The 25,623-nt window shown below is 73.9% G+C and carries 24 protein-coding genes; 12 read left to right on the forward strand and 12 right to left on the reverse strand.

The features are described 5' to 3' along the window. Positions 1–30: 30 nt before the first annotated feature. From ACLQ2W_RS09130 to ACLQ2W_RS09140, 3 genes are all read left to right on the forward strand, one after another. Positions 31–477, forward strand: a complete 447-nt coding sequence (locus tag ACLQ2W_RS09130; RefSeq protein ID WP_405090886.1) for an Lrp/AsnC family transcriptional regulator — start codon at positions 31–33, stop codon at positions 475–477. Between the two features lie 110 nt (positions 478–587). Continuing rightward, positions 588–1,097 carry a hypothetical protein gene (locus ACLQ2W_RS09135; RefSeq protein ID WP_425786071.1) on the forward strand — a complete coding sequence of 170 codons (510 nt, stop codon included), beginning with the start codon at positions 588–590 and terminating at the stop codon, positions 1,095–1,097. A 12-nt stretch (positions 1,098–1,109) separates the two neighbouring features. Then, the gene (locus ACLQ2W_RS09140) at positions 1,110–1,949 is read left to right on the forward strand and encodes a class F sortase (RefSeq protein WP_425786072.1); all 840 of its coding nucleotides are present in this window, start codon (positions 1,110–1,112) and stop codon (positions 1,947–1,949) included. A 12-nt stretch (positions 1,950–1,961) separates the two neighbouring features. Here ACLQ2W_RS09140 and ACLQ2W_RS09145 read toward each other — a convergent pair whose 3' ends face one another. Further along, a complete protein-coding gene (locus ACLQ2W_RS09145; RefSeq protein WP_107156075.1) occupies positions 1,962–2,501 on the reverse strand; it encodes an HNH endonuclease in 540 nt (179 codons plus the stop codon). Positions 2,502–2,783: 282 nt separating this feature from the next. Between ACLQ2W_RS09145 and ACLQ2W_RS09150 the strand changes: the two genes are divergently transcribed. From ACLQ2W_RS09150 to ACLQ2W_RS09160, 3 genes are all read left to right on the forward strand, one after another. Continuing rightward, positions 2,784–3,839: a mechanosensitive ion channel family protein gene (locus ACLQ2W_RS09150; protein WP_425786073.1), complete on the forward strand. Its 1,056-nt coding sequence runs from the start codon at positions 2,784–2,786 to the stop codon at positions 3,837–3,839. A gap of 232 nt (positions 3,840–4,071) precedes the next feature. Continuing rightward, positions 4,072–5,439 carry an MFS transporter gene (locus tag ACLQ2W_RS09155; protein ID WP_425786074.1) on the forward strand — a complete coding sequence of 456 codons (1,368 nt, stop codon included), beginning with the start codon at positions 4,072–4,074 and terminating at the stop codon, positions 5,437–5,439. 78 nt (positions 5,440–5,517) lie between these two features. Next, complete coding sequence (locus tag ACLQ2W_RS09160; protein ID WP_107155936.1) at positions 5,518–5,904, forward strand: globin; 387 nt, start codon at positions 5,518–5,520, stop codon at positions 5,902–5,904. Between the two features lie 22 nt (positions 5,905–5,926). Here the strand turns inward: ACLQ2W_RS09160 and ACLQ2W_RS09165 are convergent, their stop codons facing one another. The 4 genes from ACLQ2W_RS09165 to ettA all read right to left on the reverse strand — a co-directional run bounded on the left by ACLQ2W_RS09165 (position 5,927) and on the right by ettA (position 9,447). Continuing rightward, on the reverse strand, positions 5,927–6,511 hold the full coding sequence (locus ACLQ2W_RS09165) for a YbjN domain-containing protein (protein WP_281937367.1): 585 nt from the start codon (positions 6,509–6,511) through the stop codon (positions 5,927–5,929). 131 nt (positions 6,512–6,642) lie between these two features. Next, positions 6,643–7,317, reverse strand: a complete 675-nt coding sequence (locus ACLQ2W_RS09170; RefSeq protein ID WP_425786075.1) for a hypothetical protein — start codon at positions 7,315–7,317, stop codon at positions 6,643–6,645. Next, positions 7,314–7,757 carry an acyl-CoA thioesterase gene (locus ACLQ2W_RS09175; RefSeq protein ID WP_425786076.1) on the reverse strand — a complete coding sequence of 148 codons (444 nt, stop codon included), beginning with the start codon at positions 7,755–7,757 and terminating at the stop codon, positions 7,314–7,316. Before ACLQ2W_RS09175 ends, ACLQ2W_RS09170 begins: the two co-directional genes overlap by 4 nt. Before the next feature lie 13 nt (positions 7,758–7,770). Further along, a complete protein-coding gene (ettA, locus tag ACLQ2W_RS09180) occupies positions 7,771–9,447 on the reverse strand; it encodes an energy-dependent translational throttle protein EttA (RefSeq protein ID WP_281937369.1) in 1,677 nt (558 codons plus the stop codon). A gap of 212 nt (positions 9,448–9,659) precedes the next feature. Between ettA and ACLQ2W_RS09185 the strand changes: the two genes are divergently transcribed. From ACLQ2W_RS09185 to otsB, 4 genes are all read left to right on the forward strand, one after another. Then, positions 9,660–9,944: a hypothetical protein gene (locus ACLQ2W_RS09185; RefSeq protein WP_281937371.1), complete on the forward strand. Its 285-nt coding sequence runs from the start codon at positions 9,660–9,662 to the stop codon at positions 9,942–9,944. Beyond that, the gene (locus ACLQ2W_RS09190) at positions 9,937–10,323 is read left to right on the forward strand and encodes a hypothetical protein (protein WP_425786077.1); all 387 of its coding nucleotides are present in this window, start codon (positions 9,937–9,939) and stop codon (positions 10,321–10,323) included. The genes ACLQ2W_RS09185 and ACLQ2W_RS09190 overlap by 8 nt, the downstream gene beginning before the upstream one ends. Positions 10,324–10,463: 140 nt before the next feature. After that, a complete protein-coding gene (locus ACLQ2W_RS09195; RefSeq protein WP_107155943.1) occupies positions 10,464–11,864 on the forward strand; it encodes an alpha,alpha-trehalose-phosphate synthase (UDP-forming) in 1,401 nt (466 codons plus the stop codon). Beyond that, positions 11,861–14,461, forward strand: coding sequence for a trehalose-phosphatase (gene otsB, locus ACLQ2W_RS09200; protein WP_425786078.1), 2,601 nt, complete (start codon positions 11,861–11,863; stop codon positions 14,459–14,461). The genes ACLQ2W_RS09195 and otsB overlap by 4 nt, the downstream gene beginning before the upstream one ends. 212 nt (positions 14,462–14,673) lie before the next feature. On the opposite strand, the gene cobA is transcribed toward otsB, so the two are convergent. From cobA to cobC, 3 genes are read right to left on the reverse strand one after another with little or no spacing between them, the layout of a single operon-like run. After that, on the reverse strand, positions 14,674–15,933 hold the full coding sequence (gene cobA, locus ACLQ2W_RS09205) for a uroporphyrinogen-III C-methyltransferase (protein ID WP_425786079.1): 1,260 nt from the start codon (positions 15,931–15,933) through the stop codon (positions 14,674–14,676). Then, positions 15,930–17,114: a nicotinate-nucleotide--dimethylbenzimidazole phosphoribosyltransferase gene (locus ACLQ2W_RS09210; RefSeq protein ID WP_425786463.1), complete on the reverse strand. Its 1,185-nt coding sequence runs from the start codon at positions 17,112–17,114 to the stop codon at positions 15,930–15,932. Before ACLQ2W_RS09210 ends, cobA begins: the two co-directional genes overlap by 4 nt. Further along, the gene (gene cobC / locus ACLQ2W_RS09215; RefSeq protein ID WP_425786080.1) at positions 17,114–18,190 is read right to left on the reverse strand and encodes an Rv2231c family pyridoxal phosphate-dependent protein CobC; all 1,077 of its coding nucleotides are present in this window, start codon (positions 18,188–18,190) and stop codon (positions 17,114–17,116) included. Before cobC ends, ACLQ2W_RS09210 begins: the two co-directional genes overlap by 1 nt. A gap of 122 nt (positions 18,191–18,312) precedes the next feature. Between cobC and ACLQ2W_RS09220 the strand changes: the two genes are divergently transcribed. Continuing rightward, positions 18,313–20,445, forward strand: a complete 2,133-nt coding sequence (locus tag ACLQ2W_RS09220; RefSeq protein ID WP_425786081.1) for a transglycosylase domain-containing protein — start codon at positions 18,313–18,315, stop codon at positions 20,443–20,445. A 125-nt stretch (positions 20,446–20,570) separates the two neighbouring features. Here ACLQ2W_RS09220 and ACLQ2W_RS09225 read toward each other — a convergent pair whose 3' ends face one another. Both ACLQ2W_RS09225 and ACLQ2W_RS09230 read right to left on the reverse strand, forming a co-directional pair. Further along, positions 20,571–21,140, reverse strand: coding sequence for a GNAT family N-acetyltransferase (locus tag ACLQ2W_RS09225; RefSeq protein ID WP_107162677.1), 570 nt, complete (start codon positions 21,138–21,140; stop codon positions 20,571–20,573). Next, the gene (locus ACLQ2W_RS09230; RefSeq protein ID WP_425786082.1) at positions 21,137–22,507 is read right to left on the reverse strand and encodes a cobyrinate a,c-diamide synthase; all 1,371 of its coding nucleotides are present in this window, start codon (positions 22,505–22,507) and stop codon (positions 21,137–21,139) included. Before ACLQ2W_RS09230 ends, ACLQ2W_RS09225 begins: the two co-directional genes overlap by 4 nt. 138 nt (positions 22,508–22,645) lie before the next feature. Here ACLQ2W_RS09230 and ACLQ2W_RS09235 point away from each other — a divergent pair, with 138 nt between their 5' ends. After that, positions 22,646–23,476, forward strand: a complete 831-nt coding sequence (locus ACLQ2W_RS09235) for an SURF1 family protein (RefSeq protein WP_425786464.1) — start codon at positions 22,646–22,648, stop codon at positions 23,474–23,476. Between the two features lie 15 nt (positions 23,477–23,491). Here the strand turns inward: ACLQ2W_RS09235 and ACLQ2W_RS09240 are convergent, their stop codons facing one another. Continuing rightward, positions 23,492–25,075 carry an ATP-dependent DNA ligase gene (locus ACLQ2W_RS09240; RefSeq protein WP_425786083.1) on the reverse strand — a complete coding sequence of 528 codons (1,584 nt, stop codon included), beginning with the start codon at positions 25,073–25,075 and terminating at the stop codon, positions 23,492–23,494. Positions 25,076–25,342: 267 nt separating this feature from the next. After that, positions 25,343–25,549: a hypothetical protein gene (locus tag ACLQ2W_RS09245; RefSeq protein ID WP_425786084.1), complete on the reverse strand. Its 207-nt coding sequence runs from the start codon at positions 25,547–25,549 to the stop codon at positions 25,343–25,345. Between the last annotated feature and the right edge of the window lie 74 nt (positions 25,550–25,623).

Consider the following 25,623-nt stretch of genomic DNA (forward strand, 5'->3'; position numbering starts at 1 on the left):
TCTCCGACTTCACGGAAGAAAGGCCGCCGCGTGGACGACATGGACTGGGCGCTGCTCCGGGAGCTCCAGGCCGACGCCCGGCTCTCGTTCAGCGAGCTGTCCCGCCGGGTGCACCTGTCCCCGCCGGCCGTCGCCGAGCGGGTCCGGCGGCTGGAGGAGTCCGGGGTGATCACCGGCTACCACGCCCACGTGGACCTGGCCCGGGCCGGGCGGACCGTGCTGGCGCTGATCCGGATGTCCTGTTACGGCGCGCGCTGCATCCTCAACGACCCGCGGGTGACGCGGTGGCCGGAGATCATGGAGATCCACCGGATCACCGGCGACGCGTGCAGCATGCTCAAGGTCGCCGCCGCCTCGATGGGCGATTTCGAGGCCGTCATAGACCGCCTGGCCCCCTACGGCCAGCCCTCCAGCACCATGGTCCTCTCCACGCCGCTGTCCTGGCACCCGGTGGTGAAAGGCGGGGCCCCCGGTTAACGCCTCCGGTAGAGGAACGGGCCCCGGTTAACTCCCGGCCGGCCGGGAAGGCAGCCCCCGCTGCCCGTCAGCAGGATTCCGGTGCGCCGTCGCACCGGGAGGGGGGAATCATGCCAGGGCTCCTGTCACATCGCGCGCTGTCATCCGTACTGGGCCTGCTCGGCCTGGTCGCGGCGTTCGTCCTCACCACGGCCGTACCGGCCCGGGCCGGGGAGAGTGTCTTCATCGAGGTGACGCCGAACAGCGTCCAGGCGGGCTCGCGGGTGAACCTCCGGGCCGGCTGCGACGCCAACAACAACCGCCAGGCCCAGGTCACCTCGGACGCGTTCGGCCGGGTGACGCTGCGGTCGAACAACGGCTTCCTCACCGGCTCGGTCACCGTGCCCGGCAACAAGGCGCCCGGCGACTACCCGGTGAACCTGGACTGCGCCAACGGCAACACCGCCTCGACCATGCTCACCGTGCTGAACATGTCGCAGCCGAGCAAGGGGCCGGCGACCGGGGGCGGGGGCACCGCGGGCGGTCGGGGCGCCGGCTCGCTGCTGCTGGTCGGTGGCCTGGCCGCGGTGGCCGTGGTGGCCGGCGTGAGTGCCCGCCGCAAGCCCGGTGGCCGCGCCTGACGGGACGCGGCCATGGCCCGCTCGCCGCGCCGCGCCCGCCGCGGCCCGACCCGCCCCGACGCCGACCCGCCGGACCGGACCGGGCGGCTGCGCGCCGCGCTCCGCGTGACGTCCCGGGCCGCGCGCCGGTTCACCCACGCCGCCGGGCACGCGTTCTCGGCCAGCGTCACCACCGCCGACCCGCACGTCCGCCCGGCCGCGGCCCGCGCCACCACGCCCACCACCCGCCGGTACGCCCCGACGCCCGGCCCCGGCGTCCCGGTGCTGGTGGTGGCCGGCCTGATGGTGCTGATCGTGGCGATGCTCGGCGTGGAGCGGGTGACCGGCGCGAGCGTGCTGCCGGACCGGATCGTCGCCGGCCTGCGCCCTCCGCCGAAGAAGTTCCCGGTGCTGCCGGCCAGCCCGCCTACCGACCTGACCATCGGCAAGCTGAACCTGCGTGCCCCGGTGCACCGGGTGGGCATCGCGCCGGACGGCAGCATCGCGGTGCCGGACGTCAGCCGGGCCGGCGAGGTCGGCTGGTACGACCAGGGCCCGACCCCCGGCCAGTACGGCCCGGCGGTGCTCGTCGGTCACGTCGACACCACCACCGGCCCGGCGGTCTTCCACGGGCTGCGGGAACTCGACGACGGCGACCGGATCGAGGTGACCCGCCAGGACCGGTCGGTGGCGGTCTTCGAGGTGACCTCGATCGAGCGGTACGGCAAGGAGAAGCTGCCGGTGCAGGAGGTCTACGGCGACTTCAGCCGCCCGAACCTGCGGCTGATCACCTGCGGTGGTCGCTGGGTGGGCGGCGAGACCGGGTACGCCGACAACCTGGTCGTCTACGCGTCGCTGGTGCAGGCGCGCTGAGCGGCCGGCCGGTCAGGCCGCCTCGGGCTCCGGCTCGCGCAGGTCGAGCCAGTCGGCCCAGCGCGGGTCGGGAGCGCGGTGCCCCAGCACCCGCCAGGCGCTGCCCTTCGGCGCCGCCGGCAGGTGGTGCAGCCGCCAGCCCAACTCGGCGGGCGTCTTGTCGCCCTTGGTGTGGTTGCAGCGCGCGCAGGCCGCCACCACGTTCTCCCAGGCGTGCCGGCCGCCCCGGCTGCGCGGGAAGACGTGGTCGATGGTCTCCGCCGGCCCGCGACAGTAGGCGCACCGCCACCCGTCCCGGGCGAAGATCCCCCGGCGGGAGAGGCCCACCTGGGTGCGGTAGGGCACCCGGACGTAGCGGGTCAGCCGTACCACGGAGGGCACCGGGAGCGCGTTGCGCGCGCTGTGCAGGATGCCCTCGCCGTCGGCCACGCAGACCGCCTTGGCGGAGAGGACGAGGATGGCGGCCCGACGCACCGACACGACGCACAGGGGCTCGTAGGTGGCGTTGAGAACGAGTGCACCGGAGCCCGCCGTGGGTCGTATGTCAGGCATCGCGCTCACCCTCCCGGTCCAGCCCTCCCGCCGCCACCACGCCGAGACCGCCCCGCGCACTGCGCGAAACGGCCCCGGCGCCGGCCGGATCACCGACGTCCGTTGGGCCAATAGTCCCTGATCGCGCCCCGGATTGCACGCACTAATCCGGGGTACCCGCTGGGAGGCTGACCCCGGCATGCCAGGATGACCGGTTCCGGCCGGGATGATCGCCGCCCCCGGGCCGCCCCATCGGGGCGGGTCCGTGCGGTCCGCGCCCCGCCAGTGGGGTACGAATTTCCCGTGAATGTCTCCGACCTGATCACCGCCGTGCTGTCCGCCGTCTCCGACCGGCGCCCGGACTGCAAGGGCAGCAGTTCCTGCGAGTGGGTGTACCGGGCCACCAACTCCGCCTGGTTCGCCGAGAGCAGCTACTGGATCCTGCTGAAGCCGCTGCGGATCGCGCTGATCCTGCTGCTGGCCGTCGCCGCCCGCTGGGCGATGCACCGCACCATCAACCGGCTGGTGCGCACCACCACGCAGGGCTCGGTGCCGACCATGCTCCGTCCGCTGCGCGAGCGGATCCCCAGCGCCGCCCTCGACCCGGAGCAGTTCGTGCCGGAACGCCGACGGCAGCGCGCCGAGGCGATCGGGTCGGTGCTGCGCAGCATGGTCACCGCGTTCGTCTTCGGCATCGCGCTGCTGATGGTGCTCAAGGAGTTCAGCTTCGACCTGGCGCCGCTGCTGGCCAGCGCCGGCATCGCCGGCGTGGCGCTCGGCTTCGGTGCGCAGAGCCTGGTCAAGGACCTGATCGCCGGCCTGTTCATGCTGATCGAGGACCAGTACGGGGTGGGTGACACGGTCGACCTCGGCGAGGCGACGGGCGTGGTGGAGGCGGTGGGCCTGCGGGTCACCACGGTCCGCGACGGCCGGGGCGTGCTCTGGTACATCCGCAACGGGGAGATCATCCGGGTCGGCAACAAGAGCCAGGGCTGGGCGCTGGTCGTGGTGGACCTGCCGATCGGCTTCGCCGGCACCGAGGAGGCCACCGCCGTGCTGCGAACCGCGGCGGCGTCGGTGGCGCTGGACCCGGAGCTGGCCCCACAGGTCGTGGAGCAGCCGGAGGTGCTCGGCGTGGAACAGATGACCGTCGACGGCGCGGTGATCCGCACCGTGGTCAAGACCACCGCCGAAGGACAGTTCGCGGTCGGCCGCGAGCTGCGCCGCCGACTCGCGGAGGCGCTGGAGAACTCCGGGATCACCGCCCGGATCGCCGCCGCCCGGCTCTATCCCGGGCTGCCGCCGCAGCCGCCGGCGCCGCTCCGGCCGGAGGGAACGGGCACCGGCGGGGCCGCCTGAGGGCCGGCGTGGACGACCGATTTCCGGGGGTCGCGCCTCGCGCGGCCCCTCGGGTATCGTCCGTTCGTTCAGTCGGAGATGCGACGATCAATCCGTTCGCCCTAGTCAGTTGTCAGACGATCGGGCAGAATCCGGTGAACACGCTCCCCCGGGGAGTGTGTCGTGTCCTCGCCGATCGGTTGATCTGACGACGGTTCCCGGTCGGGCCATCACAAGTGGCCGGCTCGGAACGATGGAGGCGACGGTGTCCGACCAGCGACCCGCCGAGGAGAGTCCGGCCACCTTCCGTGACGTGTTCGGCCAGTCGGAGTTCCGCGCGCTGTTCGCCGCCAACGTCCTGTCCTGGGTCGGCGACTACCTCGCCAAGGCCGCGGTCACCGTGCTCGTGCTGCGCGAGACCCAGTCGGTCGCGCTCTCCGCCGCCGCCTTCGCGGCCAGCTATCTGCCCTGGCTGATCGGCGGCCCGCTGCTCTCGGCGCTCGCCGAACGGCACCGCTACCGCCGGGTCATGGTGCTCTGCGACCTGATCCGGATGGCGCTGATGGTGCTGGTCGCCATGCCGTTCATGCCGGCCTGGTCGATCCTCGGCCTGATCTTCCTGGCGACGCTGGCCAACCCGCCGAGCCAGGCGGCGCGCTCGGCGTTGCTGCCGCACGTCCTCACCGGCGACCGGCTGGTGGTGGGCCTCGCCGCCTCGACCAGCGCGGCGCAGGCCGCCCAGGTCGTCGGCTACCTCGCCGGGGCGACCATCGCGGTGCTGGATCCGAGCACCGCGCTGCTGCTCAACGCGGGCACGTTCGCGCTGTCGGCCGCGCTGGTCCGGTTCGGCCTGCGCGACCGCGCCCCGTCGATGACCGAGGCGCACCGCAGTCACCTGCTGCGGGAGACCGCGCAGGGCTTCCGCATCGTCTTCGAGCGGCCGGTGCTGCGCGCCATCGCGGTGCTGGTGTTCAGTGCCATGCTCTTCTCGATCGTGCCGGAGGGGCTGGCCGCCGGTTGGGCCGCCGAACGCACCGACGGCGGCATGGACACCGGCACCGCCCAGGCGGTCATCATGGCCGCCAACCCGATCGGCTACGTCATCGGCGGGCTGCTGATCGGCCGGCTCGCCACGCCGGCCCGTCGGCTGGCCCTGATGCCGCCGCTGGCGGTCCTCGCGCCGGCGGTGCTCGTACCCTCGCTCCTCGATCCGCCGCCGGTCGTGGTGGCGCTGCTGGCCGCCGCGTGCGGCTTCGCGGTCGGGGGCATCGTCCCGGTCGCCAACGGCCTCTTCGTGCAGGCGCTGCCGGACGGCTACCGGGCCCGGGCGTTCGGCGTGATGGCCAGCGGCACGCAGATCCTCCAGGGCGTCTCGGTGCTGGCCACCGGCGCGCTCGCCGAGCGGTTCACCATTCCGACGGTGGTCGGGCTGTGGAGCGCGGCCGGGGTGCTGCTCATGATCGTCGCGGCGGTCACCTGGCCCCGCCCGGCGACGATCGGGGCGGCCGTCGACGCCGCCCGCGCCGAGTCGGCCGCCGGGAACGGCCCCCCGGCGGCCCGGGAGCCGGCCGGGGGCGACCGGGGGCGGGAGCCCGCCCGGCACCGGCACGCGGTGACGTGACCTCCGCCGCCCGGCGGGCGGGCGCGGCCACCGGGTCGCGCCTGGCAGGATGGGAGCGTGACTTCCCCAGGCGAGTCGATGACGCTGTTCGAGGCGATCGGCGGTGAACCCGCCTTCCGCAAGCTGGTCGACGAGTTCTACGCCGGCGTCGCCGACGACCCGCTGCTGCGGCCGATGTACCCGGAGGAGGACCTGGGCCCGGCGGCGGACCGGCTGACCCTGTTCCTGATCCAGTACTGGGGCGGCCCGCGCACCTACTCGGACCAGCGCGGGCACCCACGGTTGCGGATGCGGCACGCCCCGTTCCGGATCGGCGCCGCCGAACGCGACGCCTGGCTGCGCCACATGCGGCACGCGGTGGACACGCTGGACCTGCCGCCGCAGCTCGCCGTCGCGCTCTGGGACTACCTGGAGCGGGCCGCGTACTTCATGGTGAACGTGGCGGACGACCCGGCCGCCGGCTGACCGGCGCCCCGGCGGCGCGGGCTCAGAGCAGGGCGCCCTCGTCGTGCAGCCAGTCGACGAACGTGGTGGCCACCGCCGCGCCGCAGTCGAGCATCTCGACCAGCAGCGCGTCGTGGGTGCCGGCGCCGAGCGGCACCTGGAGCTCGGCGTAGATCGGGAGCTGGCCACGCTCGGTCGGGTCGCCGATGTACGCCTTGCAGAACCGTCGGGTGTGGTTCCACTCGTTCACCACCCGGTAGGCCCGGTCGGCCCAGTCCGGCGGCACGGTCGCGTGTGGACGGGCCCGCATCACGAGGATCTCGTCCTCCGGCCCCTCCAGCGCGACCAGCACGGCGTGCCGCTCCCACATGGCCAGCAGGTTGCCGTCACCGTCGGCCAGGTAACGCACGTCGAGCAGGTCGAGCGCGTCACAGACCCGGCTCAGTGTGACCGGGGCGACCGTGGCCGGCATGTCCGCGATGACCGGCCGCTCGGGCGCCGCCGCGTCGTCGTCCGGCCGGCGTGGGGTCGGTGGCCCGACCCGGACGCTGTCGTCCACTGTGGTCCCGCTTCGGGTTTCCGGATCGCCGCCACCGGCGGGACCGGGGCGCCATGACCACCACGGCATCGCTCGCGCACCTCACTCCCCAGCGGATCCAGCCGCCTACGGTGCGTTGGATCCGAGGATGGACGGTACCCGGACAGCCGGCAGGAGGCATCCCCCCACCGGCCGCCCCAGCCCGGAAGAATGATGCCGGGTCATCCGTTCGGATGAACTCGGGTAGGCGTGAGTGCAAGGTCCGCGACCGTCCGCGACCACGCCGCCCCGTACGGGCCGACCAGCCCGACCCAGTGGCCGGCCACCCGCACCTGAACGTCGCCGGCGCCGGTGCCGAGGAAGCCGAGCCGCACCACGCCCTGCACCAGCCGCTGCGACACCTCCACCGGCGCACCGGGCTCGCCGTCCGGGGTCACCACCACCGCGACGTGGTCCAGCAGCGCGTCCCGCAGCACCCGCTGGCCGACCGCCCGGCCCGCCACCCCGTGGGTGGCCGCCTCGCGCAGCGTCCCGGCCGCCGCGTCCGCGATCCGGCGCAGCTCCGCGCCGGGGAGCAGCTCGACCGGGCGGCTGACCGGTGGCGGCAGCGGCCAGCGCCAGCCGTCGTCGCGTCGCCGCGGCAACCCCGCGCCCCCGGCGGAGAGTTCGGCCAACAGGTCCGCGGCGGCGACCGTGACGTCGCCGGGCGCGTCCCCGGGCACGGTACGCACCACGAGCACCCCCCAGGGCAGGCGGGCCCAGAGGGCGGTACGGCCGGCGCCGGGCACCGGACGGAGCCGGACCAGGACGGCCGGGTCGAACCGGACCAGCCGGGCGAGGAACGCGCCGGCGTCGGCCACCCCGGTCAACCCGTGCCCGCCCGTCGTCCCGGTCATCCGGCCAGCCCGGGGGCGTGGCGGAGCAGGAACACCCGCTCGTCGGCGGAGATCCGGCGCGGGCGCTGGGTGGACAGGTCGAACGGGACCAGCACCGACCGGGCGGTGCCGGCCAGCGTGTCGCCGTCGTACAGCTCGTACGCGACCGAGAAGGAGGCGGCCCGGATCTCGTCGACCCAGAGCTCGATCCGCACCATCGGCGCCGCCTCCGCGCTGGCCCGGCCGAGCGCGTAGTCGACCGGGCGCAGGTAGTCGACCTCGTGCCGGCGGATGACCACCCCGTCGGCGAACGAGTCGACGCCCCACGCCCGGCCACCGGCGAACATCATCGCCACCCGGGCCTCCTCGTAGAGCGTGAGGAAGCGGGCGTTGTTGACGTGGCCGTACGCGTCCAGGTCGGACCAGCGCAGCGCGCAGTGGTAGACAAACCGGTCAGACAAGGGTCAGCACCGGTCAGTCACGGGTGAGCTTGCGGTAGGTCACCCGGTGCGGCCGGGCCGCGTCGGCGCCCAGCCGGTCGATCTTGTTCTTCTCGTACGCCTCGAAGTTGCCCTCGAACCAGAACCACCTGGCCGGGTTCGCGTCGTCGCCCTCCCAGGCCAGGATGTGCGTGGCGACCCGGTCCAGGAACATCCGGTCGTGGGAGATGACCACGGCGCAGCCGGGGAACTCCAGCAGCGCGTTCTCGAGGCTGGAGAGCGTCTCCACGTCCAGGTCGTTCGTCGGCTCGTCGAGCAGGATGACGTTGCCGCCGATCTTCAGCGTCAGCGCCAGGTTGAGCCGGTTGCGCTCGCCGCCGGAGAGCACCTTGGTCGGCTTCTGCTGGTCCGGCCCCTTGAAGCCGAACGCGGCGATGTACGCCCGGGACGGCATCTCGACCTTGCCCACCATGAGGTGGTCCAGCCCGTCGGAGACGACCTCCCAGACGGTCTTGTCCCCGTCGAGGCCCTGCCGGTTCTGGTCGACGTACGACAGCGAGACGGTCGGCCCGACCTTGACCTCGCCGCCGGTCGGCTGCTCCAGCCCGACGATGGTCTTGAACAGCGTGGTCTTGCCGACGCCGTTCGGGCCGATGATGCCGACGATGCCGTTGCGCGGCAGCGAGAACGACAGGTTGTCGATCAGCACCCGGTCGCCGAAGCCCTTGGTCAGGTTGTGCGCCTCGATGACGGTGCTGCCCAGGCGCGGGCCCGGCGGGATCTGGATCTCCTCGAAGTCCAGCTTGCGGGTCTTCTCCGCCTCGGCGGCCATCTCGTCGTACCGGTCGAGGCGGGCCTTGGACTTGGTCTGCCGCGCCTTGGCGTTCGACCGGACCCAGTCCAGCTCCTCGGTGAGGCGCTTGCGCATCTTGGCGTCGCGACGACCCTCGACGGAGAGCCGGGCGGCCTTCTTCTCCAGGTAGGTGGAGTAGTTGCCCTCGTAGCCGATGGCCCGGCCGCGGTCCAGCTCCAGGATCCAGCCGGCCACGTTGTCGAGGAAGTACCGGTCGTGGGTGATGGCCAGGACGGTGCCGGCGTACTTGGCCAGGTGCTGCTCCAGCCACTGCACGCTCTCCGCGTCCAGGTGGTTGGTGGGCTCGTCGAGCAGCAGCAGGTCGGGCGCCTCCAGCAGCAGCTTGCACAGCGCCACCCGGCGGCGCTCACCACCGGAGAGCTGGGTCACGTCGGCGTCCGGCGGCGGGCAGCGCAGCGCGTCCATGGCCAGTTCGAGCTTGGAGTCGATGTCCCACGCGTCGGCGTTGTCCAGCTCCTCCTGGAGCTTGCCCATCTCCTCCATCAGCTCGTCGGAGTAGTCGGTCGCCATCTGCTCGGCGATCTTGTTGAACCGCTCCAGCTTCGACTTGGTCTCGGCGACCGCCTCCTCGACGTTGCCCAGGACGGTCTTGGCGTCGTTGAGCGGCGGCTCCTGCGCCAGCATGCCGACGGTGAAGCCGGGCATGAGCCGGGCCTCGCCGTTGCTCGGCCGGTCCAGCCCTGCCATGATCTTGAGCAGGCTGGACTTACCGGCGCCGTTCGGACCGACCACACCGATCTTGGCACCCGGCAGGAAGCTCAACGTCACGTTGTCCAGCACGACCTTGTCGCCGTGCGCCTTACGTGCCTTCTCCAGGACGTAGATGTAGTGAGCCACGGTGCGGGCTACCTCCGTCGGTTGCGATCGCGGGCTTGCGGGGTGCGGGGCGCGGGCTTCGACTCCGCCCGCCGCCGCCGGCCGGAGCCGGCCGTGCGCACGCCGCCGTCAATCCTGACAGGTACGGGCGGCCGCGCCCACATCACCCCACCCCAGCCCTGGTACGGCGTGGCGCGTTGCACCCCTCGATACCACTGGATAGCCTCACCGGTATGACCAAGAAGATCGCGATCAGCGTCCCGGACGACGTCGCGGCGCGACTGGCGGAGGAACCCAACGTCTCCGCCTTCGTCACGGAGAGCGTGCGGCAGCGGATGGCCGGGGAACGCACCCGTCGGGCCCTGCGACAGGTCGGCTTCCGACTCGCCGAGGACCGGCTGGCCGAGGCGGGACGCACGCTCGACGAGGCCCAGGCAGCGATCACGCCGGAGCTGCGCGCCCGGGCGGCGGCGCTGCTGAGCGAGTCGTCCCGTGGACGGTTGACCGTCGGTGGCTGACCCCGGGCTGGTGCTCGACACCGCGTGCCTGCTGGCCCATGCCGAGGGCGCCGAGCCGGTCGGTGAGCAGATCGTCCAGGTGGCGGACCGAGGGCAGTCCGTGATCGTGCCCGCGCTCTGCCTGGCCGAGGCGTACCGCCGGGTGACCACTGACGGGTGGCGCCTGCTGGACATTCTGGGCGACCTCGACCAAGTGGTGGTCGCCCCGGTCGCCCACGACATGTGCATGTTCCTCGGCGGCTGGTCGCGCACGCTGGGCAGCATGGACCTGGCCCAGACGGCACTGGAGGCCGCCCGGGCCACCACGCCGATCATGACCGACCGGCGGGAGCTGCTCGGCGAGGTGCTGCCGAAGGAATGGCCGGTCATCGACCTCTGAGCCGGGTGTCGACAAGATCACGGCCAGGGTTCGGCGGTTCCGGGGGCGGGTAGGGGACTCCGGCACGGGGGATCAGACGCCGCAGCTACGCTCAGTACGCTCATCGCGGTGGACCCGTCAGTACCCGGAGGTGGCCGATCGTGACCGTCCGTAGCTCCTTTGTCGTAGTGGCCAACCGACTGCCGGTCGACGAGGTGAGCACACCCGAGGGACGGCAGTGGCGGCGCAGCCCCGGCGGCCTGGTGACCGCGCTGCACCCGGTGCTCGCCGAGCACCAGGGCACCTGGGTCGGGTGGGCCGGCGGCACCGGCGCCGCGCCCGAGCCGTTCGACCTGGAGGGCATCCGGCTGCACCCGGTGCCGCTGAGCGCCGAGGAGCTGGAGCGCTACTACGAGGGCCAGTCCAACGCGACGATCTGGCCGCTCTACCACGACGCCGTCGAGACGCCCGCCTACAAGCGGCGCTGGCGCGAGGCGTACCGGTTGGTGAACGCCCGGTTCGCGGAGGCCGCGGCGGACGTGGCGGCCGAGGGCGCCACGGTCTGGGTCCAGGACTACCAGCTCCAGCTCGTCCCGGCGATGCTGCGCGAGCTGCGCCCCGACCTGAAGATCGGGTTCTTCCTGCACATCCCGTTCCCGCCGATCGAGCTGTTCATGCAGATGCCGTTCCGCGCCGAGATCCTGCGCGGCCTGCTCGGCGCCGACCTGGTCGGTTTCCAGCAGCGGCTGGCCGCGCAGAACTTCGTCCGGCTGGCCCGGCACCTGCTCGGCCTGCGCTACGAGGGGCAGATGATCCAGGTCGACGGCCGGCAGGTGAAGGCCGGCGCGTTCCCCATCTCGATCGAGACCAGGGAGATGGAACGGCTGGCCGAGGACCCGACGATCCAGGCCCGGGCCAAGCAGATCCGTGAGGAGCTGGGCAACCCCAAGACGATCATCCTGGGCGTCGACCGGCTCGACTACACCAAGGGCATCGAGCTTCGACTCAAGGCCTTCCGGGAACTCCTTGCTGACGGAAAGTTGACAGTTCCGGACGCGGTTATGGTGCAGGTCGCCACGCCCAGCCGCGAGCGCGTGGAGCACTACCAGGCACTTCGGGTGAAGGTGGAACGCGAGGTTGGCCGGATCAATGGTGAATTCGGCCGGGTCGGCGTGCCGGCTGTTCATTATCTGCATCAGTCGTACAGTCGCTCCGAGTTGGCGGCGATGTACGTCGCCGCCGACGTGATGATGGTGACCCCGCTGCGAGACGGAATGAATCTGGTGGCCAAGGAGTACGTCGCATCGCGCGCCGACCAGGGCGGCGCGCTCGTGCTCAGTGAGTTCGCCGGCGCCGCCACCGAGCTGCGCCAGGCGTTCCTGTGTAATCCGCACGACCCGGACGCGGTGAAGGACGCGTTGCTCCGGGCCGTGCACGTCGAAAAGCCCGAAGCCCGCCGCCGGATGCGCGTCATGCAGCGCCATCTGCGCAGCCACGATGTCGGCCACTGGGCCAAGTCGTTCCTCAGCGAGCTCGGTGTCCCCGATACGGAGGCTGCGTGACCCCGCCCGCTGCCGCCACCTCCTCCGGTGGCGTGCTCGACCCGGAACTGCGTGCCGCGATCGGCCGCATCGCCCGGACTCCCCAACTCCTGATCGCCTGCGACTACGACGGCACACTGGCGCCGATCGTCGAGGATCCGACCAGGGCCGTACCGCTGCCCGAGTCGGTGGCCGCGATCCGCGCGCTGGCCTCGCTGCCGCAGACCAGCGTCGCGGTGGTCTCCGGGCGCGCGCTGCGCGACCTGGCCACCCTCTCCCGGCTGCCGAGTGAGGTGCACCTGGTCGGCAGCCACGGCTCCGAGTTCGACATCGGCTTCGTCGAGCGGCTCAGCCCGGAGCTGATCGCGGTCCGGCACCGGCTCCGCCAGGAACTGCGCGAGATCGCCGCGGCCCACCCGGGCATCCGGCTGGAACGCAAGCCGGCCAGCGTCGCCGTGCACACCCGGGGAGTCGACCCGCAGGTCGCCGCCGCCGCCGTGGACGCGGTCCGCAGCGGCCCCGCCACCTGGGACGGCGTCACCGTCACCCAGGGCAAGGAGGTCATCGAGCTGTCGGTGGTGGCCACCCACAAGGGCACCGCGGTCGACCAGCTCCGGACCCAGCTCGCGGCCGGTGCGGTGCTCTTCATCGGCGACGACGTCACCGACGAGAACGCGTTCGGCAACCTGCACGGGCCGGACGTCGGCATCAAGATCGGCCCCGGCGACACCCAGGCCGACTACCGGGTGGCCGAGCCGATCGAGGCGGCCCGCGCGCTCGGCCTGCTGCTGGAGACCCGGCGGCACTGGCTCTTCGGGGAGCGGGCGGTGCCGATCGAGCGGCACTCGATGCTCGCCAACGGGCGTACGGTCGCGCTCGTCACACCGGAAGCCAAGATCACCTGGCTGTGTCACCCGAAGCCGGACTCGGCGGCGATCTTCGCCGACCTGGTCGGTGGCAGCCCGGCCGGGCACTTCACCATCGGCCCGGAGCGCGGCGGCATCCCGCTGGGCCAGCGCTACCGCAGCAACACCATGACGGTGGAGACCCGCTGGTCCGGTCTGACCGTCACCGACTGGCTGGACCTGCCGGTCCGGGAGACCACGCCTGACGACCCGGCCGTCGTCAGCGGCGACTCGACCCTGGTCCGGGTGCTCAGCGGCACCGGGCGGGCCCGCGTCGAGTTCGCCCCGCGCCCCGAGTTCGGGCAGGTCGCGGTGCAGCTCCAGCCGCTCGACGACGGGCTGCTGGTGCTCGGCTCCAACGAGCCGGTCGCGCTGCACTCCCCCGGCGTCGAGTGGGAGGTCACCAACGACGCCGGGTACGAGACCGCGAAGGCGGTGGTGGACCTGTCCGCCGCCGGCGGACAGGTGGTGCTGGAGCTGCGCTTCGGTACGCAGAGCCTGGAGCCGCACCGGGTGCCGGTGCACGAGCGGCAGGCCGCCGCCGAGCAGCCCTGGAAGGACTGGGTGGCCTCGCTGCGGCTGCCCACCACCGCCCGGGACCTGGTCGCCCGCAGCGCGCTGACCCTGCGCGGCCTCACCCACGAGCCGACCGGTTCGATCCTCGCCGCGGCGACCACCTCGCTCCCCGAGGAGCTGGGCGGCGTCCGCAACTGGGACTACCGCTACTGCTGGCTGCGGGACGCGGCGATGACCGCGCGGTCGCTCGTCGACCTCGGCTCCACCGAGGAGGCCGAAGGGCTGCTGCGCTGGATCGACGGCGTGGTGGAGCGCACCGGCGGGCACCCGGAGCGGCTGCACCCGCTCTACACCGTCGACGGCTACGAGTTGGGCGCCGAGGCGGTCATCGACACGCTGCCCGGCTACGCCGGCTCCCGGCCGGTGCGGGTCGGCAACCTCGCCAACCACCAGCTCCAGCTCGACGTCTTCGGCCCGGTGGCGGACCTGATCGCCGCGGTGGCCGACGCCCGGGGCTCGGTCCGCGACGACGAGTGGCGGGTGCTGGAGAACATGGTCGAGGCGGTACGCCGCCGCTGGCACGAGCCCGACCACGGCATCTGGGAGGCCCGCCTCCCACCCCGGCACCACGTGTTCTCCAAGGTCATGCTCTGGATGACCGTCGACCGGGCGCTGCACGTGGTGCGGCAGCACGGCGGCCAGGACCGGCCGGAGTGGGTCGACCTGCGCGACCGGATCGGGGCCAACGTGCTGGAGGAGGGCTGGCACCCGGAGGCCGAGGCGTACAGCGTCGCGTACGGGCACGACGAGATGGACGCCTCGTCGCTCTGGATCGGCCTGTCCGGGCTGCTCCCCGGCGACGACCCGCGCTTCCTCTCCACCGTGCTCAAGATCGAGGCGGACCTGCGCAGCGGCCCGGTGGTCTACCGCTACCACTGGGACGACGGCCTGCCCGGCCGGGAGGGCGGCTTCCACATCTGCACGGCGTGGCTGATCGAGGCGTACCTGCGCACCGGCCGCCGCACCGACGCCGAGGAGCTGTTCACCCAGATGATCGACACGGCCGGCCCCACCGGCCTGCTCCCCGAGCAGTACGACCCGCTGGCCGAGCGGGGCCTGGGCAACCACCCGCAGGCGTACAGCCACCTCGGCCTGATCCGCTGCGCCCTGCTCCTGGACAACATGCTCAAGCAGTAACCCGACCCTCTGACGCGGCCCGGGACCCCACCGTCCCGGGCCGCCTCCCATCCCGGCCCACCCACCCCCACCCCCACCCCCACCCCCACCCCGCCCCACCGCGTCGATCTTGCGCTTACTGCCCCCGCCAAACGGGCGAATCAGGGCATTTCGGGGGCACCAAGTGCAAGATCGCCGCAGTGGGTGGTGGCGCGAAGGCAGGAGGGCCGCGGTCAGGGGGTCAGGGCGGTGACGACGTCGCCGATGACCACGATGGCGGGTGGGCGGAGGCCGGCGGCGGTGACGTCGGCGGCCACCGCGCCGAGGGTCGAGCGGAGAGTGCGCTGGGTGACGGTTGTGCCCTCCTGGATCACCGCCGCCGGAGTGGTCGGCGGTCTGCCGTGCGCGATCAGCGTCGCCGCGATCGCCGCCAGGTTCTTCAGGCCCATCAGGATCACCAACGTGCCCCGCAGACCGGCCAGCGACTCCCAGCTCACCAGCGAGTCCGGCGAGTCCGGCGCGACGTGCCCGGACACCACGGTGAACTCGTGCGCCACCGCCCGGTGGGTCACCGGCACCCCGGCCACCCCGGGCACCGCGATCGCGCTGGTCACCCCCGGCACCACGGTCACCGGCACCCCCGCCTCGGCGCAGGCCAGCAACTCCTCGCCGCCGCGCCCGAAGACGTACGGGTCGCCGCCCTTGAGCCGGACCACCACCTTGCCGGCCCGGGCCCGGTCCACCAGGATCCGGTTGATCTCCTCCTGGGCGCGCGACGGCCCGTACGGGATCTTCGACGCGTCGACCAGTTCGACGTCCGGCCGCAACTCGTCCAGGAGCAGCCCGGGGACGAGCCGGTCGGCGACCACCACCTCGGCCTCGGTGAGCAGCCGCCAGCCCTTCACCGTGATCAGCTCCGGATCGCCGGGCCCGGCGCCCACCAGCGCCACGCGCCCACCGCCGCTGGCGGTGTTAAGCGGGGCCCCCTCCGCTACCGAATCCGTTAACAGGGGCCCCCGCCTTGCGCTCAGGAGGGTGCGGACGGCGTCGCGGACCGCCCTCGCGCGGTGCGGGTCGCCACCGCCGAGCACGGCCACCGTCACCGGGCCGTGCCGGGTCACCGCGGGCGTCCACGCGCTGGCCGCGACGCGGTCGTCGGCCCGGACGCAGAAGATCCGCCGCTCGGCCGCGGCGGCGCTCACCGCCGCGGCGGCGGCCCGGTCGTCCACCGCCACCTGCACCAGCCAGGCGCCGTCCAGGTCGGCGACGGCGAAGCGACGCGGCTCCCAGCGCAGTCGCCCGGCGTCGACGTGCGCGCGCAGCGCCGGCGTCAGCTCCGGCGAGACCAGCAGGACGTCCGCGCCGGCGTCGAGCAGCGCGGGCACCCGCCGGGTGGCCACCGCTCCGCCGCCCACCACGACCACGCGCCGACCGGCCAGCCGCAACCCCAGCGGGTACGGGCTGGGCGACGCCTCCGGGGCCGGCCCGCTCACTTCTCGGCCACCCCGGCCGAGTCGAACGTGGCCACCTCGTGCAGCACCCGGACCGCGCCGGTGACGACAGGCAACGCGAGCAGCGCGCCGGTGCCCTCGCCGAGCCGGAGCCCCAGGTCGACAAGCGGTTCCAGCCCGAGGTGCCGCAGCGCCACCGTGGCGCCCGGCTCGGCGCTGCGGTGCCCGGCGACCATGGCGCCCACCGCGTCCGGCGCGAAAGCGGCGGCGGCCAGCGCGGCGCTGACCGCGATCACGCCGTCCAGCAGCACCGGCACCCGACGCGCGGCGGCGCCGAGGATCAGCCCGGCCAGCGCGGCGTGCTCCAGCCCGCCGACGGTGGCGAGGACGCCCAGCGGGTCGGCCGGATCGGGGGTGTGCCGCTCCAGCGCGGCCCGCACCACGCCCACCTTGCGGGCGTACGTCTCGTCGTCCACGCCGGTGCCCCGGCCGGTCGCCGCCGCCGCGTCGACGCCGGTGAACGCGGCGACAAGCGCGGCGGCCGGCGTGGTGTTGCCGATGCCCATGTCACCGGTGAGCAGGATGCCGGCGCCGGCGTCGACCAGCTCGCCGGCGATCCGGATGCCGGTCTCCACCGCCGCCCGGGCCTCGTCCCGGGTGAGTGCCGCGGTGACCGTCATGTCCCGGGTGCCGGCCCGCACGTTCGCCGCCACCAGACGCGGCCCGGCCGGGTCGGCGGGCGTCGCGACGAGACTGGCGGAGAGCACCGCCGGGGCGGTGGGCCGGCCGTCCGAGGCGGCCGGATCGGCGAGCGGATCGTCCGAGACGGCGGAAAGCGCGGCCGGGTCGGCGGACGGGCCGATCGGAAGCGGGGTGGCGACGCCGACGTCGACCACGGTGACCGAGGCGCCGGCCTGCCGGGCGAACGCGTTGACCACCGCGCCGCCGGCCAGGAAGTTGCCGATCATCTGGGCGGTGACCTCCTGCGGCCACGGGGTCACCCCCTGGGCGTGCACCCCGTGGTCGCCCGCGAAGATCACCAACGCGGCCGGATCGGGCAGCGGCGGCGGGCAGGTCCCGGCCAGCCCGGTGAGGCGTACCGAGAGCGGCTCCAGTGCGCCGAGCGAGCCGGCGGGCTTGGTCAGCCGGCCCTGCAGCTCGCGCGCCGCCGCCATGGCCGACTCGTCGAGCGGGCGGATCGCCGCGACGGTGGACTCCAGCATCATGCCTCCAGGATCCGTGCCAGTGTCTCGATGAACGCGTCGGTGGTGGCCCGGTCGCGGACCGCGAGCCGGAGCCAGTCCGGGCCGAGCCCCGGGAACGTGTCGCCCCGGCGTACCGCCCAGCCGTGCTCGCGCAGCCGCTCCCGCAGCGCGGCGGCGCCGGGGGTGTGGATCAGGACGAAGGCGCTGGCCGGGCGCCCCGCCACGCGTACCCCGGGCAGGGTGGCCAGGCGGGCCACCAGGTGCTCGCGGTCGGCGGCGAGCCCCGCGGCGATCGCGCGCTCGGCCGCGACCGCGACCGGCCCGGCGCAGGCGGTGGCGGCGGCGAGCGCCGGCGTGGAGACGGCCCAGAGCGGCTGGGCGGCGGCGAACCGGGCCAGCAGGTCGGCGGCGCCGAGCAGGTAGCCGATCCGCAGCCCGGCCAGCCCCCAGGTCTTGGTGAGGCTGCGGACCACCACGAGGCCGGGCAGGTCGCGGCGGGCGGCGAGGGAGTCCGGCTCGCCGTCGACGCCGGGCGCGACGGTGGTGTCGGCGAACGCCTCGTCGACCACCAGCACCCGGCCGGGGCGGGCCAGCGCGGCGATCGTGTCCGCCGGGTGCAGCACCGAGGTCGGGTTGGTGGGGTTGCCGACCATGACCAGGTCGGCGTCGGCGGGCACCCGGGCCGGGTCGAGCCGGAAGCCGTCGGCCGGGTCGAGCAGCACCCGGTCCACCCGGTGGCCGGCGGCGCGCAGCGCGGCCTCCGGCTCGGTGAACTGCGGGTGCACCACCACCGGGTGGCGGGTGTCGCGCAGCGCGCGGGCGATCAGCACGAAGCCTTCGGCGGCGCCGGCGGTGAGGAGTACCTCGTCCGGGGGTCGCCCGTGCCGGTGACCGACGGCGGCGCGGGCGGGTCCCGGGTCCGGGTACGCGGCCAGTTCGCCCAGCGCGGCGGTGACCGGGTCGGCCAGCCAGTCGGGCATCGGGGCGCGGCGCACGTTGACCGCCAGGTCCACCAGACCGGGCGTGGCCTCGGCGTCCCCGTGGTGTCCCAGGTCGGGTTCGATGGGCGCGGCGGCGGGTGGTGGTGCGGGCATGACCGCGATCCTGCCGGGAAGCCGCGTCCCGGGACAGCGCATCCCGGCGTGGGTCGCGTCACGGCCTCGCCCGTTTATGAATTCTTCTCATTTCCGAATCGGAAATGTCATAGCTTGACCCCGTGAGCAACCGACCCCTTACGTCCGCCGGTCGTACCGTGCCCCTTCTCCGCGCCGGGCTGATCGCCGGCATCGTCGTCGCCGCCGCGTTGTACCCGATGGCTGCCGTCACCGGCATCGGCGCGAAGGCCACCGCGCACGCCGTGGAGCAGAAGACGAACATCCTCAAGACCGCGCTGCCGGCCGAGACCTCGTACCTCTACGCGCCCGACGGCAGGACCGTGCTGACCATGTTCTACGAGGAGTACCGGCAGTACACCAAGGTCGAGAACATGTCGCCGAACATCCAGCAGGCGATCGTCGCCGCCGAGGACAACCGCTTCTACCAGCACCACGGCGTCGACCCGAAGGGCGTGGCGCGCGCCTTCGTCTCCAACGCCCGCTCCGGCGGCGTCTCCCAGGGCGCCTCGACGCTCACCATGCAGTACGTCCGGATGGCGCTGCGGGACAGCGCGAGCACGCCGAAGGAGGTCCAGGAGGCCACCCAGCAGACCAGCCTGCGCAAGGTCAAGGAGATGCGCATGGCGCTCGACATCGAGAAGCACCTGAGCAAGGAGCAGATCCTCGAGCGCTACCTCAACTCGGCCTACTTCGGCCACCGGGCGTACGGCATCTACGCCGCCTCGCAGATCTTCTTCTCCAAGACGCCGGCCACGCTCACCCCGGTCGAGGCGGCCACGCTCGCGGGGCTGGTGAAGTCCCCCTCCGAGTACGACCCGATCACCTCCGACCAGAAGGACGCCACCGGCCGACGCAACTACGTGCTGGACAACATGGCCCGCCTCGGCTACCTGTCGCCGGACGCCGCCGCCACGGCCAAGGCCCAGCCGATCAAGCTGAAGCTGACCGACCCGCCGAACGACTGCGCCGCGATCGACGGCGCGCACCGCGCCTGGGGCTTCTACTGCGACTACCTGAAGAACTGGTGGAGCGCCCAGCCCGCGTTCGGCGAGAACCGCCTCGAACGGATGGACAAGCTGCGCCGGGGCGGCTACCGGATCGTGCTCGCGCTCGACCCGAAGACGCAGGCGGCGGCCGAGAAGAACGTCGGCGCCAAGGACAACACCGGCAGCCCGTTCGCCAACGGCATCGTGGTCGCCGAACCCGGCACCGGGCGGATCAAGGCGATGGCGGTGAACCGGAACTACTCGCTCGACCTGGCCGAGAACCCGAACAGCTCGAACCCGGAGGCCGGCCCGAAGGTCAAGGCGAACTACCCGAACACGGTGGCGCCGCTGCTCGGCGGCGGGACGCTCCCCGGCTACCAGGCCGGCTCCACGTTCAAGATGTTCCCGATGCTCGCCGCGCTCAACGCCGGGATGCCGCTGTCCACCGCGTACGACTCGCCCTACAAGTACCAGTCGGCGATCTACGACGGCTGGGCGCCGTCCAACGCCAGCGGCGCGATGACCGGCCGACAGACCATGTGGTCGGGCTTCGGCAAGTCGGTGAACACCTACTTCGTGCAGTTGGAGGAGAAGGTCGGCGCGGACGCCGGGGTGCGCCTGGCCGAACAGCTCGGGCTGCGCTGGCGTACCGACGTGGACAAGGAGCAGGCGTCACCGGCCAAGGCGAAGAAGTGGGGCGCGTTCACGCTCGGCGTCTCCGACGCCACCCCGCTGGAGATGGCGAACGCGTACGCGGCCGTCGCCGCCGACGGGCGCTACTGCGAGGCGATCCCGGTCAACGCGATCATGAACCGGGACGGCACGCCGACCACCTGGTCCACGCCGGGCGGGGTGCAGCGCGAGGTGGCCAAGCCCCGGTGCCGCCAGGTGGTCAACGCGGACGCGGCCCGGGCCGCCACCGACGCGGCCCGCTGCCCGACCGGCGACACCCCGGCCAAGGGGAGCTGCGGCGGCTGGTCGACGGCGGACAGCGTACGGAAGACGGTCGGCCGGCCGGTCGCCGGCAAGACGGGCACCACGGACAGCACCCGGTCGGCGTGGTTCGTCGGCTACACCCCGGAGCTGGCCGCGGCGAGCTTCATCGCCGATCCGGACAACCCGTTCAACGCGGTGGGTGACGGGCAGTCCCAGATCCCGGTGAACGCGGTCGCCGAGACGCTGCGCGACGCCCTGAAGGGCCAACCGACGCGCCAGTTCACCCCGCCGTCCGACCAGATCGTCGGCTGACCGCCCCACCGACCGCCCGGGGGTGCGCCCGGGTTAGTTGATCAAGGAGTTTGCGCCCGGGATCGCCCGATCCCCGACGCGAACTCCTTGATCGACGTCGGGCGGGGCGGGGGTGGGGTGGGGGTTCAGTGGAGGTCGGCGGCCACGAAGGACCACAGTTCCAGGTCGACGCGGGCGCCCCGGACGAAACCCGCGTTGCGGAGCAGGCCCTCGTAGCTGAAGCCGGCCTTCTCGGCGACCCGCCGGGAGGCGACGTTGCCCGGTGCCACCCGCAGCTCCACCCGCTGGAAGCCGTGCTCCAGGATCAACGCGATCGCCACCGCGTCCACCGCCTCCACCGCCAGGCCGAAGCCCCGGGCGTGCGGCGCGAGCGCGTACGACACCTCGGTGAGCCGGGCACCCCAGTCGGTGCGCCGGGTCCAGAGGCAGCCGACCACCCGCTGGTCCTCCCGCCGCACCACCGCCCAGTGGTCACCGTCGCCGCTGTCCCGCCGCTGCCGGGCCAGCTCGGTGCACCAGGCCCGCCCGTCGATCTGCCCGGCCGCCTCGGCCAGCGGCAGCCAACGCTGGGTCTGCCGGTCGGCGAACACCTCGTCCACCGCCTCCGCGTCCGCCGCGACCAGCCGGCGCACCTCGATCCGCGGGGTGGAGACGGTCAGCGCCGGGAACCGGCGTACCGCCACCTGACCGATCACGCCGGAGCCGCCACGGACGCCCGGGCGGCGGCCACCAGCCGCTCGGCGACACCGGGAAGCGCGGCCCAGTGCGGCACGAGCTGCGAGGCGTGCACCCCGTGGCGGACGAAGCCCTCCGGTGTGCCCCCGCCCCACTGCCAGGCCGGCCGGTCACCGGCCCGCGGCGTGAGCACCGCCGCGTGCTGCTTGTGCCCGGTCACCGTCACGCCGGCCGACGCCACCACACTGCCGGTGACCGCGGTGGCCTCCCGGTAGCCGACCACCAGGCCGTCCCGGACCGTGCCGACCGCGTCGAGCACCCCGCACATGGGCAGGCCGTCCAGCTCACGGGCCAGCCAGAGCAGGCCGGCCCCCTCGGCGACCACCGGTCGGCCGGAGCGGGCCAGCTCGGCCACCGCGATGCAGAGCCGCCGATTGGCGGAGAGCTGCTCCGCGTACGTCTCCGGGAGCGCGCCGCCGACGACCAGCGCGCGGGCCCCGGCGGGCAGCGCCTCGTCGCGTAGCGGATCGAGCGTGACCACCTCGGCGCCGGCGGCGCGCAGCAGCTCGACGGTCTCCGGATGGCTGTAGCTGCCGGCCGGGCCACCGGCCAGCGCGACCACCGGCCGCTCCGCGGCGTCCGACGGCCCGTCCGCCGGGTCGGGCGACCAGGGCTCGACGGTGAGCGCGGGGGCGGAGCGGGCCAGCGTGAGCAGCCGGTCGAGGTCGACGGTGGCGGCCACCGCCTCACCGAGCCGGCGCACCCCGCGCTCGGCCTCGGCGTCGCCGCGCACCACCGGCGCGGCGCCGAGCCGGCGGGCGGGCAGCACCGGGGGCAGCTCGTGCCGGCGCAACGCGCCGTAGACCGGCACCCCGACGTCGTCCAGCGCCTCCCGCAGCAGCGTCTCGTGCCGGGGCGAGGCCACCCGGTTGAGGATCACGCCGCCCAACCAGAGCTGCTCGTCGTACGCCCGGAAGCCGTGCACCAGCGCGGCCACCGACTGACCCATCGCGGCCACGTCCACCACCAGCACCACCGGGCTGCGCAGCGCGGTGGCGACCGCGGCGGTGGACTCGCTCTCCGGCCGGCCGGCGACCGAGTCGTAGAGCCCCATGGTGCCCTGCACCAGCGCGAACCCGGCCCCGGCCGCCCCGTGCGCGAAGAGCGGGCCGACCCGCTCCGGGCCGACCAGCCGCGGATCCAGCGTGCGCCCCGGCCGGCCGGCGGCCAGCCCGAGGTACGCCGCGTCCACCTGGTCCGCGCCGACCTTGAACCCGGCCACCGCAAGCCCTCGGTCGGCGAGGGCCGCGAGCAGGCCGAGGGAGAGGGCACCTGTGCCGTGCCCCGAGGAGGGCGCGCTCAGCACGACGCGCGGCACGTCGGTCATCATCGACTCCTGGATCCTCCGGGTGATTTCCGCCCGCGTGACCATACCCGTCCGGTCCGCTCCACGACGGCCGCCCGCCGCCCCGATCACGGCCGGCAACCGCGAGTGGCCCCGCTCATACGGGTAGCCTTGACCACCGTGTACCGGTTCCTGCTGACCCCGCGCTGGCTGGGCTACCTGGCGCTGACCCTGGTGGCCGCCGCGGTGATGGTGTTCCTGGGCAACTGGCAGCTGGACCGCTACCACGGGCGGACGGCGGTCAACGAACGGATCGACGCCGGCGCCACCATGACGCCCGCGCCGCTGCGGAACGCGCTGCCCGCGCCGACCGGCGGCCCGGGCAGCGTTGGTCCGGCCCCGGCGGGACGCCTCACCTGGAGCCGGGTCACCGCCACCGGCCGCTACGACACCGCCAACGTCGTCCTGATCCGCGGCCGGACCGTCGACAACACGGTCGGTTTCGAGGTGCTCACCCCGCTGGTGCTCGCCGACGGCACCGCGGTGCTCGTCGACCGCGGCTGGATCCCGCCCGTCCCGGGCGCCGGCGCGACCGTCCAGCCCTCGGTGCCGGTGGCGCCGACCGGCGAGGTGACCGTCACCGGCCGGGTGGTCGGCAGCGAGAGCGGCGGCGGTGGGGTGGCCCGCCGCGACGGCAAGCTGGAGGCCCGTCGCATCGACATCTCCCGCCTGGCGAAGCAACTGCCCTACCCGGTGACCGGCGGATACGTGCTGCTGGACGGTCAGACGCCGGCCGCCGACCCGGCGTTCCAGGCGGTGCCGATCGGGCACACCAACAACTGGCAGAACTTCGGCTACGTGTGGCAGTGGTGGATCTTCGCGGTGATGAGCCTGGTCGGCTACGGCTGGGTGGCGCGCCGGGAGGCCCGGCGACGGGCCGGCCTGGACGGCCCGCGCGTGCCGGTGGACCGGGCCGCCGAACCGGCAGCCGCCGGGCCCGCCGCCCCCTGAGCCCCGGCCGGCCGCTCAGCCGGTGACCCGGCCGGCGTGGATCGCCCGGACCGCGTCGATCGTGTCCGCCTCGGCGGCGGTCTTGTCGTCCCGGTAGCGCACCACGCGGGCGAAGCGCAGCGCCATCCCGCCCGGGTAGCGGCTGCTGGTCTGCACCCCGTCGAACGCGATCTCGACCACCTGCTCCGGCCGCACCCGGACCACCCAGTCGCCCTTCTCCACGGCCAGCGCCAGGAACCGCTCGGTCTGCCAGCGCAGCAGCTCGTCGGTCAGCCCCTTGAACGTCTTGCCGAGCATGACGAACTCGCCGGTGCCCGGGTCGCGGGCGCCGAGGTGCAGGTTGGACAGCCAGCCCTGGCGCCGACCGCTGCCCCACTCCACCGCCAGCACCACCAGGTCGAGCGTGTGCCGGGGCTTGACCTTGACCCAGGCCGCGCCGCGCCGCCCGGCGTCGTAGGGCGCGGCCGGGTCCTTGACCACCACACCCTCCTGACCGGCGTCGACCGCCGCGGCGAACGCCGCCGCGGCCTGCGCCGCGTCGTCCACCTCCAGCCGGCCGACCAGCAGCGCCGGGTCGACCGCGCGGGCCAGCGTCGCCCACCGCTCCCGCCCGGGCAGGTCGATCAGGTCGGCGCCGTCGAGGTGCAGCAGATCGAAGAAGTACGGCGTGAGCACCGGCTCGCCGGCACGCTCGGCGGCGGCGAGCACGGCCGGCGCGACCGGGGTGCGGCCGGTGGTGCTGGGCGTGGTGCGCCGGGCCGCGTGGCTCGACGTCTGCTGGAACGGCAGCGGTCGGCCGGCCGCGTCCAACCCGATCGCCTCGCCGTCGAGCACCAGCTCCCGGGCGGGCAGCGCGCGGACGGCGGCCACCACCTCGGGCAGCCGGCCGGTGATCTCGTCGAGGCTGCGGGTGAACACCGCGATGTCCTGACCGGAACGGTGCACCTGGATGCGGATGCCGTCAAGCTTGACGTCGACCACCGCGGGCGTGCCGGTGGCGGTGAGCGCCTCGTCGACCGAGGGCGCGCTCTGGGCCAGCATCGGCGCGAGCGGGCGGCCCGCCTGGAGCCCGAACCCGGCCAGCGCGGCGGCGCCGCCGGTGAGCGCCGCGACCGCCACCGCCCGCAGGTCGCCGGCGAGCAGCAGGGCCCGGCGGACGACCGTGACCGGCACCTCGGCGGCCCGGGCCACCGCCTCGGCGAGCAGCCCGGCCTGGGCGCCCTGACGCAGCTCCCCCCGGAACAGCCCGACCAGCAGGCGTTGCTCGTCGGCGGTCGCGGCGGCGAAGAGCCGGCCGACCAGCTCCCGCCGCCGGGCCTGGGAGCCGGTGCCGCCGACCCGGGAGATCTCCTCGATCGCCGCGTCGACGCCGGACACGGTCAGCGTCGGGGCGTCGGCCGGCGGCGGCAGGTCACGCAGCCCCGCCCAGCCGACGCCGGTCTGCCGTTGGCGCAGCTCACCGGCGAGATAGCCGGCACCGGCCGCGATCTCGGCCGGGTCGAGCCCGCGCAGCGCGGCGGCCAGCAGCTCCACCTTGGCCCGTCGACCACCGGTGGCACCGACCGCGGCCGAGGTGGCCGCCAGCTCCGCGAAACGCACGCCCACATCCTGCCAGTCACCTGCGACAGCGGGGCGGTTCCGGCGGCCCGGCCCACCGCATCGGGTGCGCCGGGCCGGCCGGATCGTCCCGCCGAGCGATCGCGCGGTCGGCCGGATCGCGCGGTCGGCCGGATCGCGGGGTTCGCGCGGTCGGCCGGATCGCGGGGATTGCGCAACCGGCCGGATCGTGCGGACCGCCCAGCCGGTCGGATCGCGCCACGCGGGCGGATCGCGCCACGCGGGCGGATCGCGCGGCCGGGCGGGAGGTCAGGCCGAGACCGGCTCCTCCACGCGCAGGCCGCGCCCGCGCACGCCGTCGGCGACCCGGGTGAGCAGCGCGTCGAGCGTGACCAGCGTGGCGGAGAGCTCACCGAGCTGTTCCTTGAGCGTGGCCTCGGGCCACGCGGAGACGTCGACGTCCCCCAGAGCACGGACGGCGGCCTGGAGCCGCGTCATCTCTTCGTTCGTACGCATGTTCGAAAGGCTATAACACCCGGCCCGCCGACACACCGCAAACTCCGACATCCATCCCGAAGTTACGGTTTCGA

The organism is Micromonospora sp. DT227 (genome assembly GCF_049841835.1).
Lineage (GTDB): Bacteria > Actinomycetota > Actinomycetes > Mycobacteriales > Micromonosporaceae > Micromonospora.

Bases quoted from the DNA above. Each gene is read 5' to 3' on its own strand.
- ACLQ2W_RS09170 (WP_425786075.1), bottom strand. From the start codon at position 7,317: ATGACCGGGACGACGGGCGGGCACGGGTTGACCGGGGTGGCCGACGCC.
- ACLQ2W_RS09230 (WP_425786082.1), bottom strand. From the start codon at position 22,507: ATGACCGACGTGCCGCGCGTCGTGCTGAGCGCGCCCTCCTCGGGGCAC.
- ACLQ2W_RS09155 (WP_425786074.1), top strand. From the start codon at position 4,072: ATGGAGGCGACGGTGTCCGACCAGCGACCCGCCGAGGAGAGTCCGGCC.
- ACLQ2W_RS09135 (WP_425786071.1), top strand. From the start codon at position 588: ATGCCAGGGCTCCTGTCACATCGCGCGCTGTCATCCGTACTGGGCCTG.
- ACLQ2W_RS09160 (WP_107155936.1), top strand. From the start codon at position 5,518: ATGACGCTGTTCGAGGCGATCGGCGGTGAACCCGCCTTCCGCAAGCTG.
- ACLQ2W_RS09245 (WP_425786084.1), bottom strand. From the start codon at position 25,549: ATGCGTACGAACGAAGAGATGACGCGGCTCCAGGCCGCCGTCCGTGCT.
- ACLQ2W_RS09210 (WP_425786463.1), bottom strand. From the start codon at position 17,114: ATGCTGGAGTCCACCGTCGCGGCGATCCGCCCGCTCGACGAGTCGGCC.
- ACLQ2W_RS09140 (WP_425786072.1), top strand. From the start codon at position 1,110: ATGGCCCGCTCGCCGCGCCGCGCCCGCCGCGGCCCGACCCGCCCCGAC.
- ACLQ2W_RS09165 (WP_281937367.1), bottom strand. From the start codon at position 6,511: ATGCCGTGGTGGTCATGGCGCCCCGGTCCCGCCGGTGGCGGCGATCCG.
- ACLQ2W_RS09185 (WP_281937371.1), top strand. From the start codon at position 9,660: ATGACCAAGAAGATCGCGATCAGCGTCCCGGACGACGTCGCGGCGCGA.
- cobC (WP_425786080.1), bottom strand. From the start codon at position 18,190: ATGCCCGCACCACCACCCGCCGCCGCGCCCATCGAACCCGACCTGGGA.
- ACLQ2W_RS09145 (WP_107156075.1), bottom strand. From the start codon at position 2,501: ATGCCTGACATACGACCCACGGCGGGCTCCGGTGCACTCGTTCTCAAC.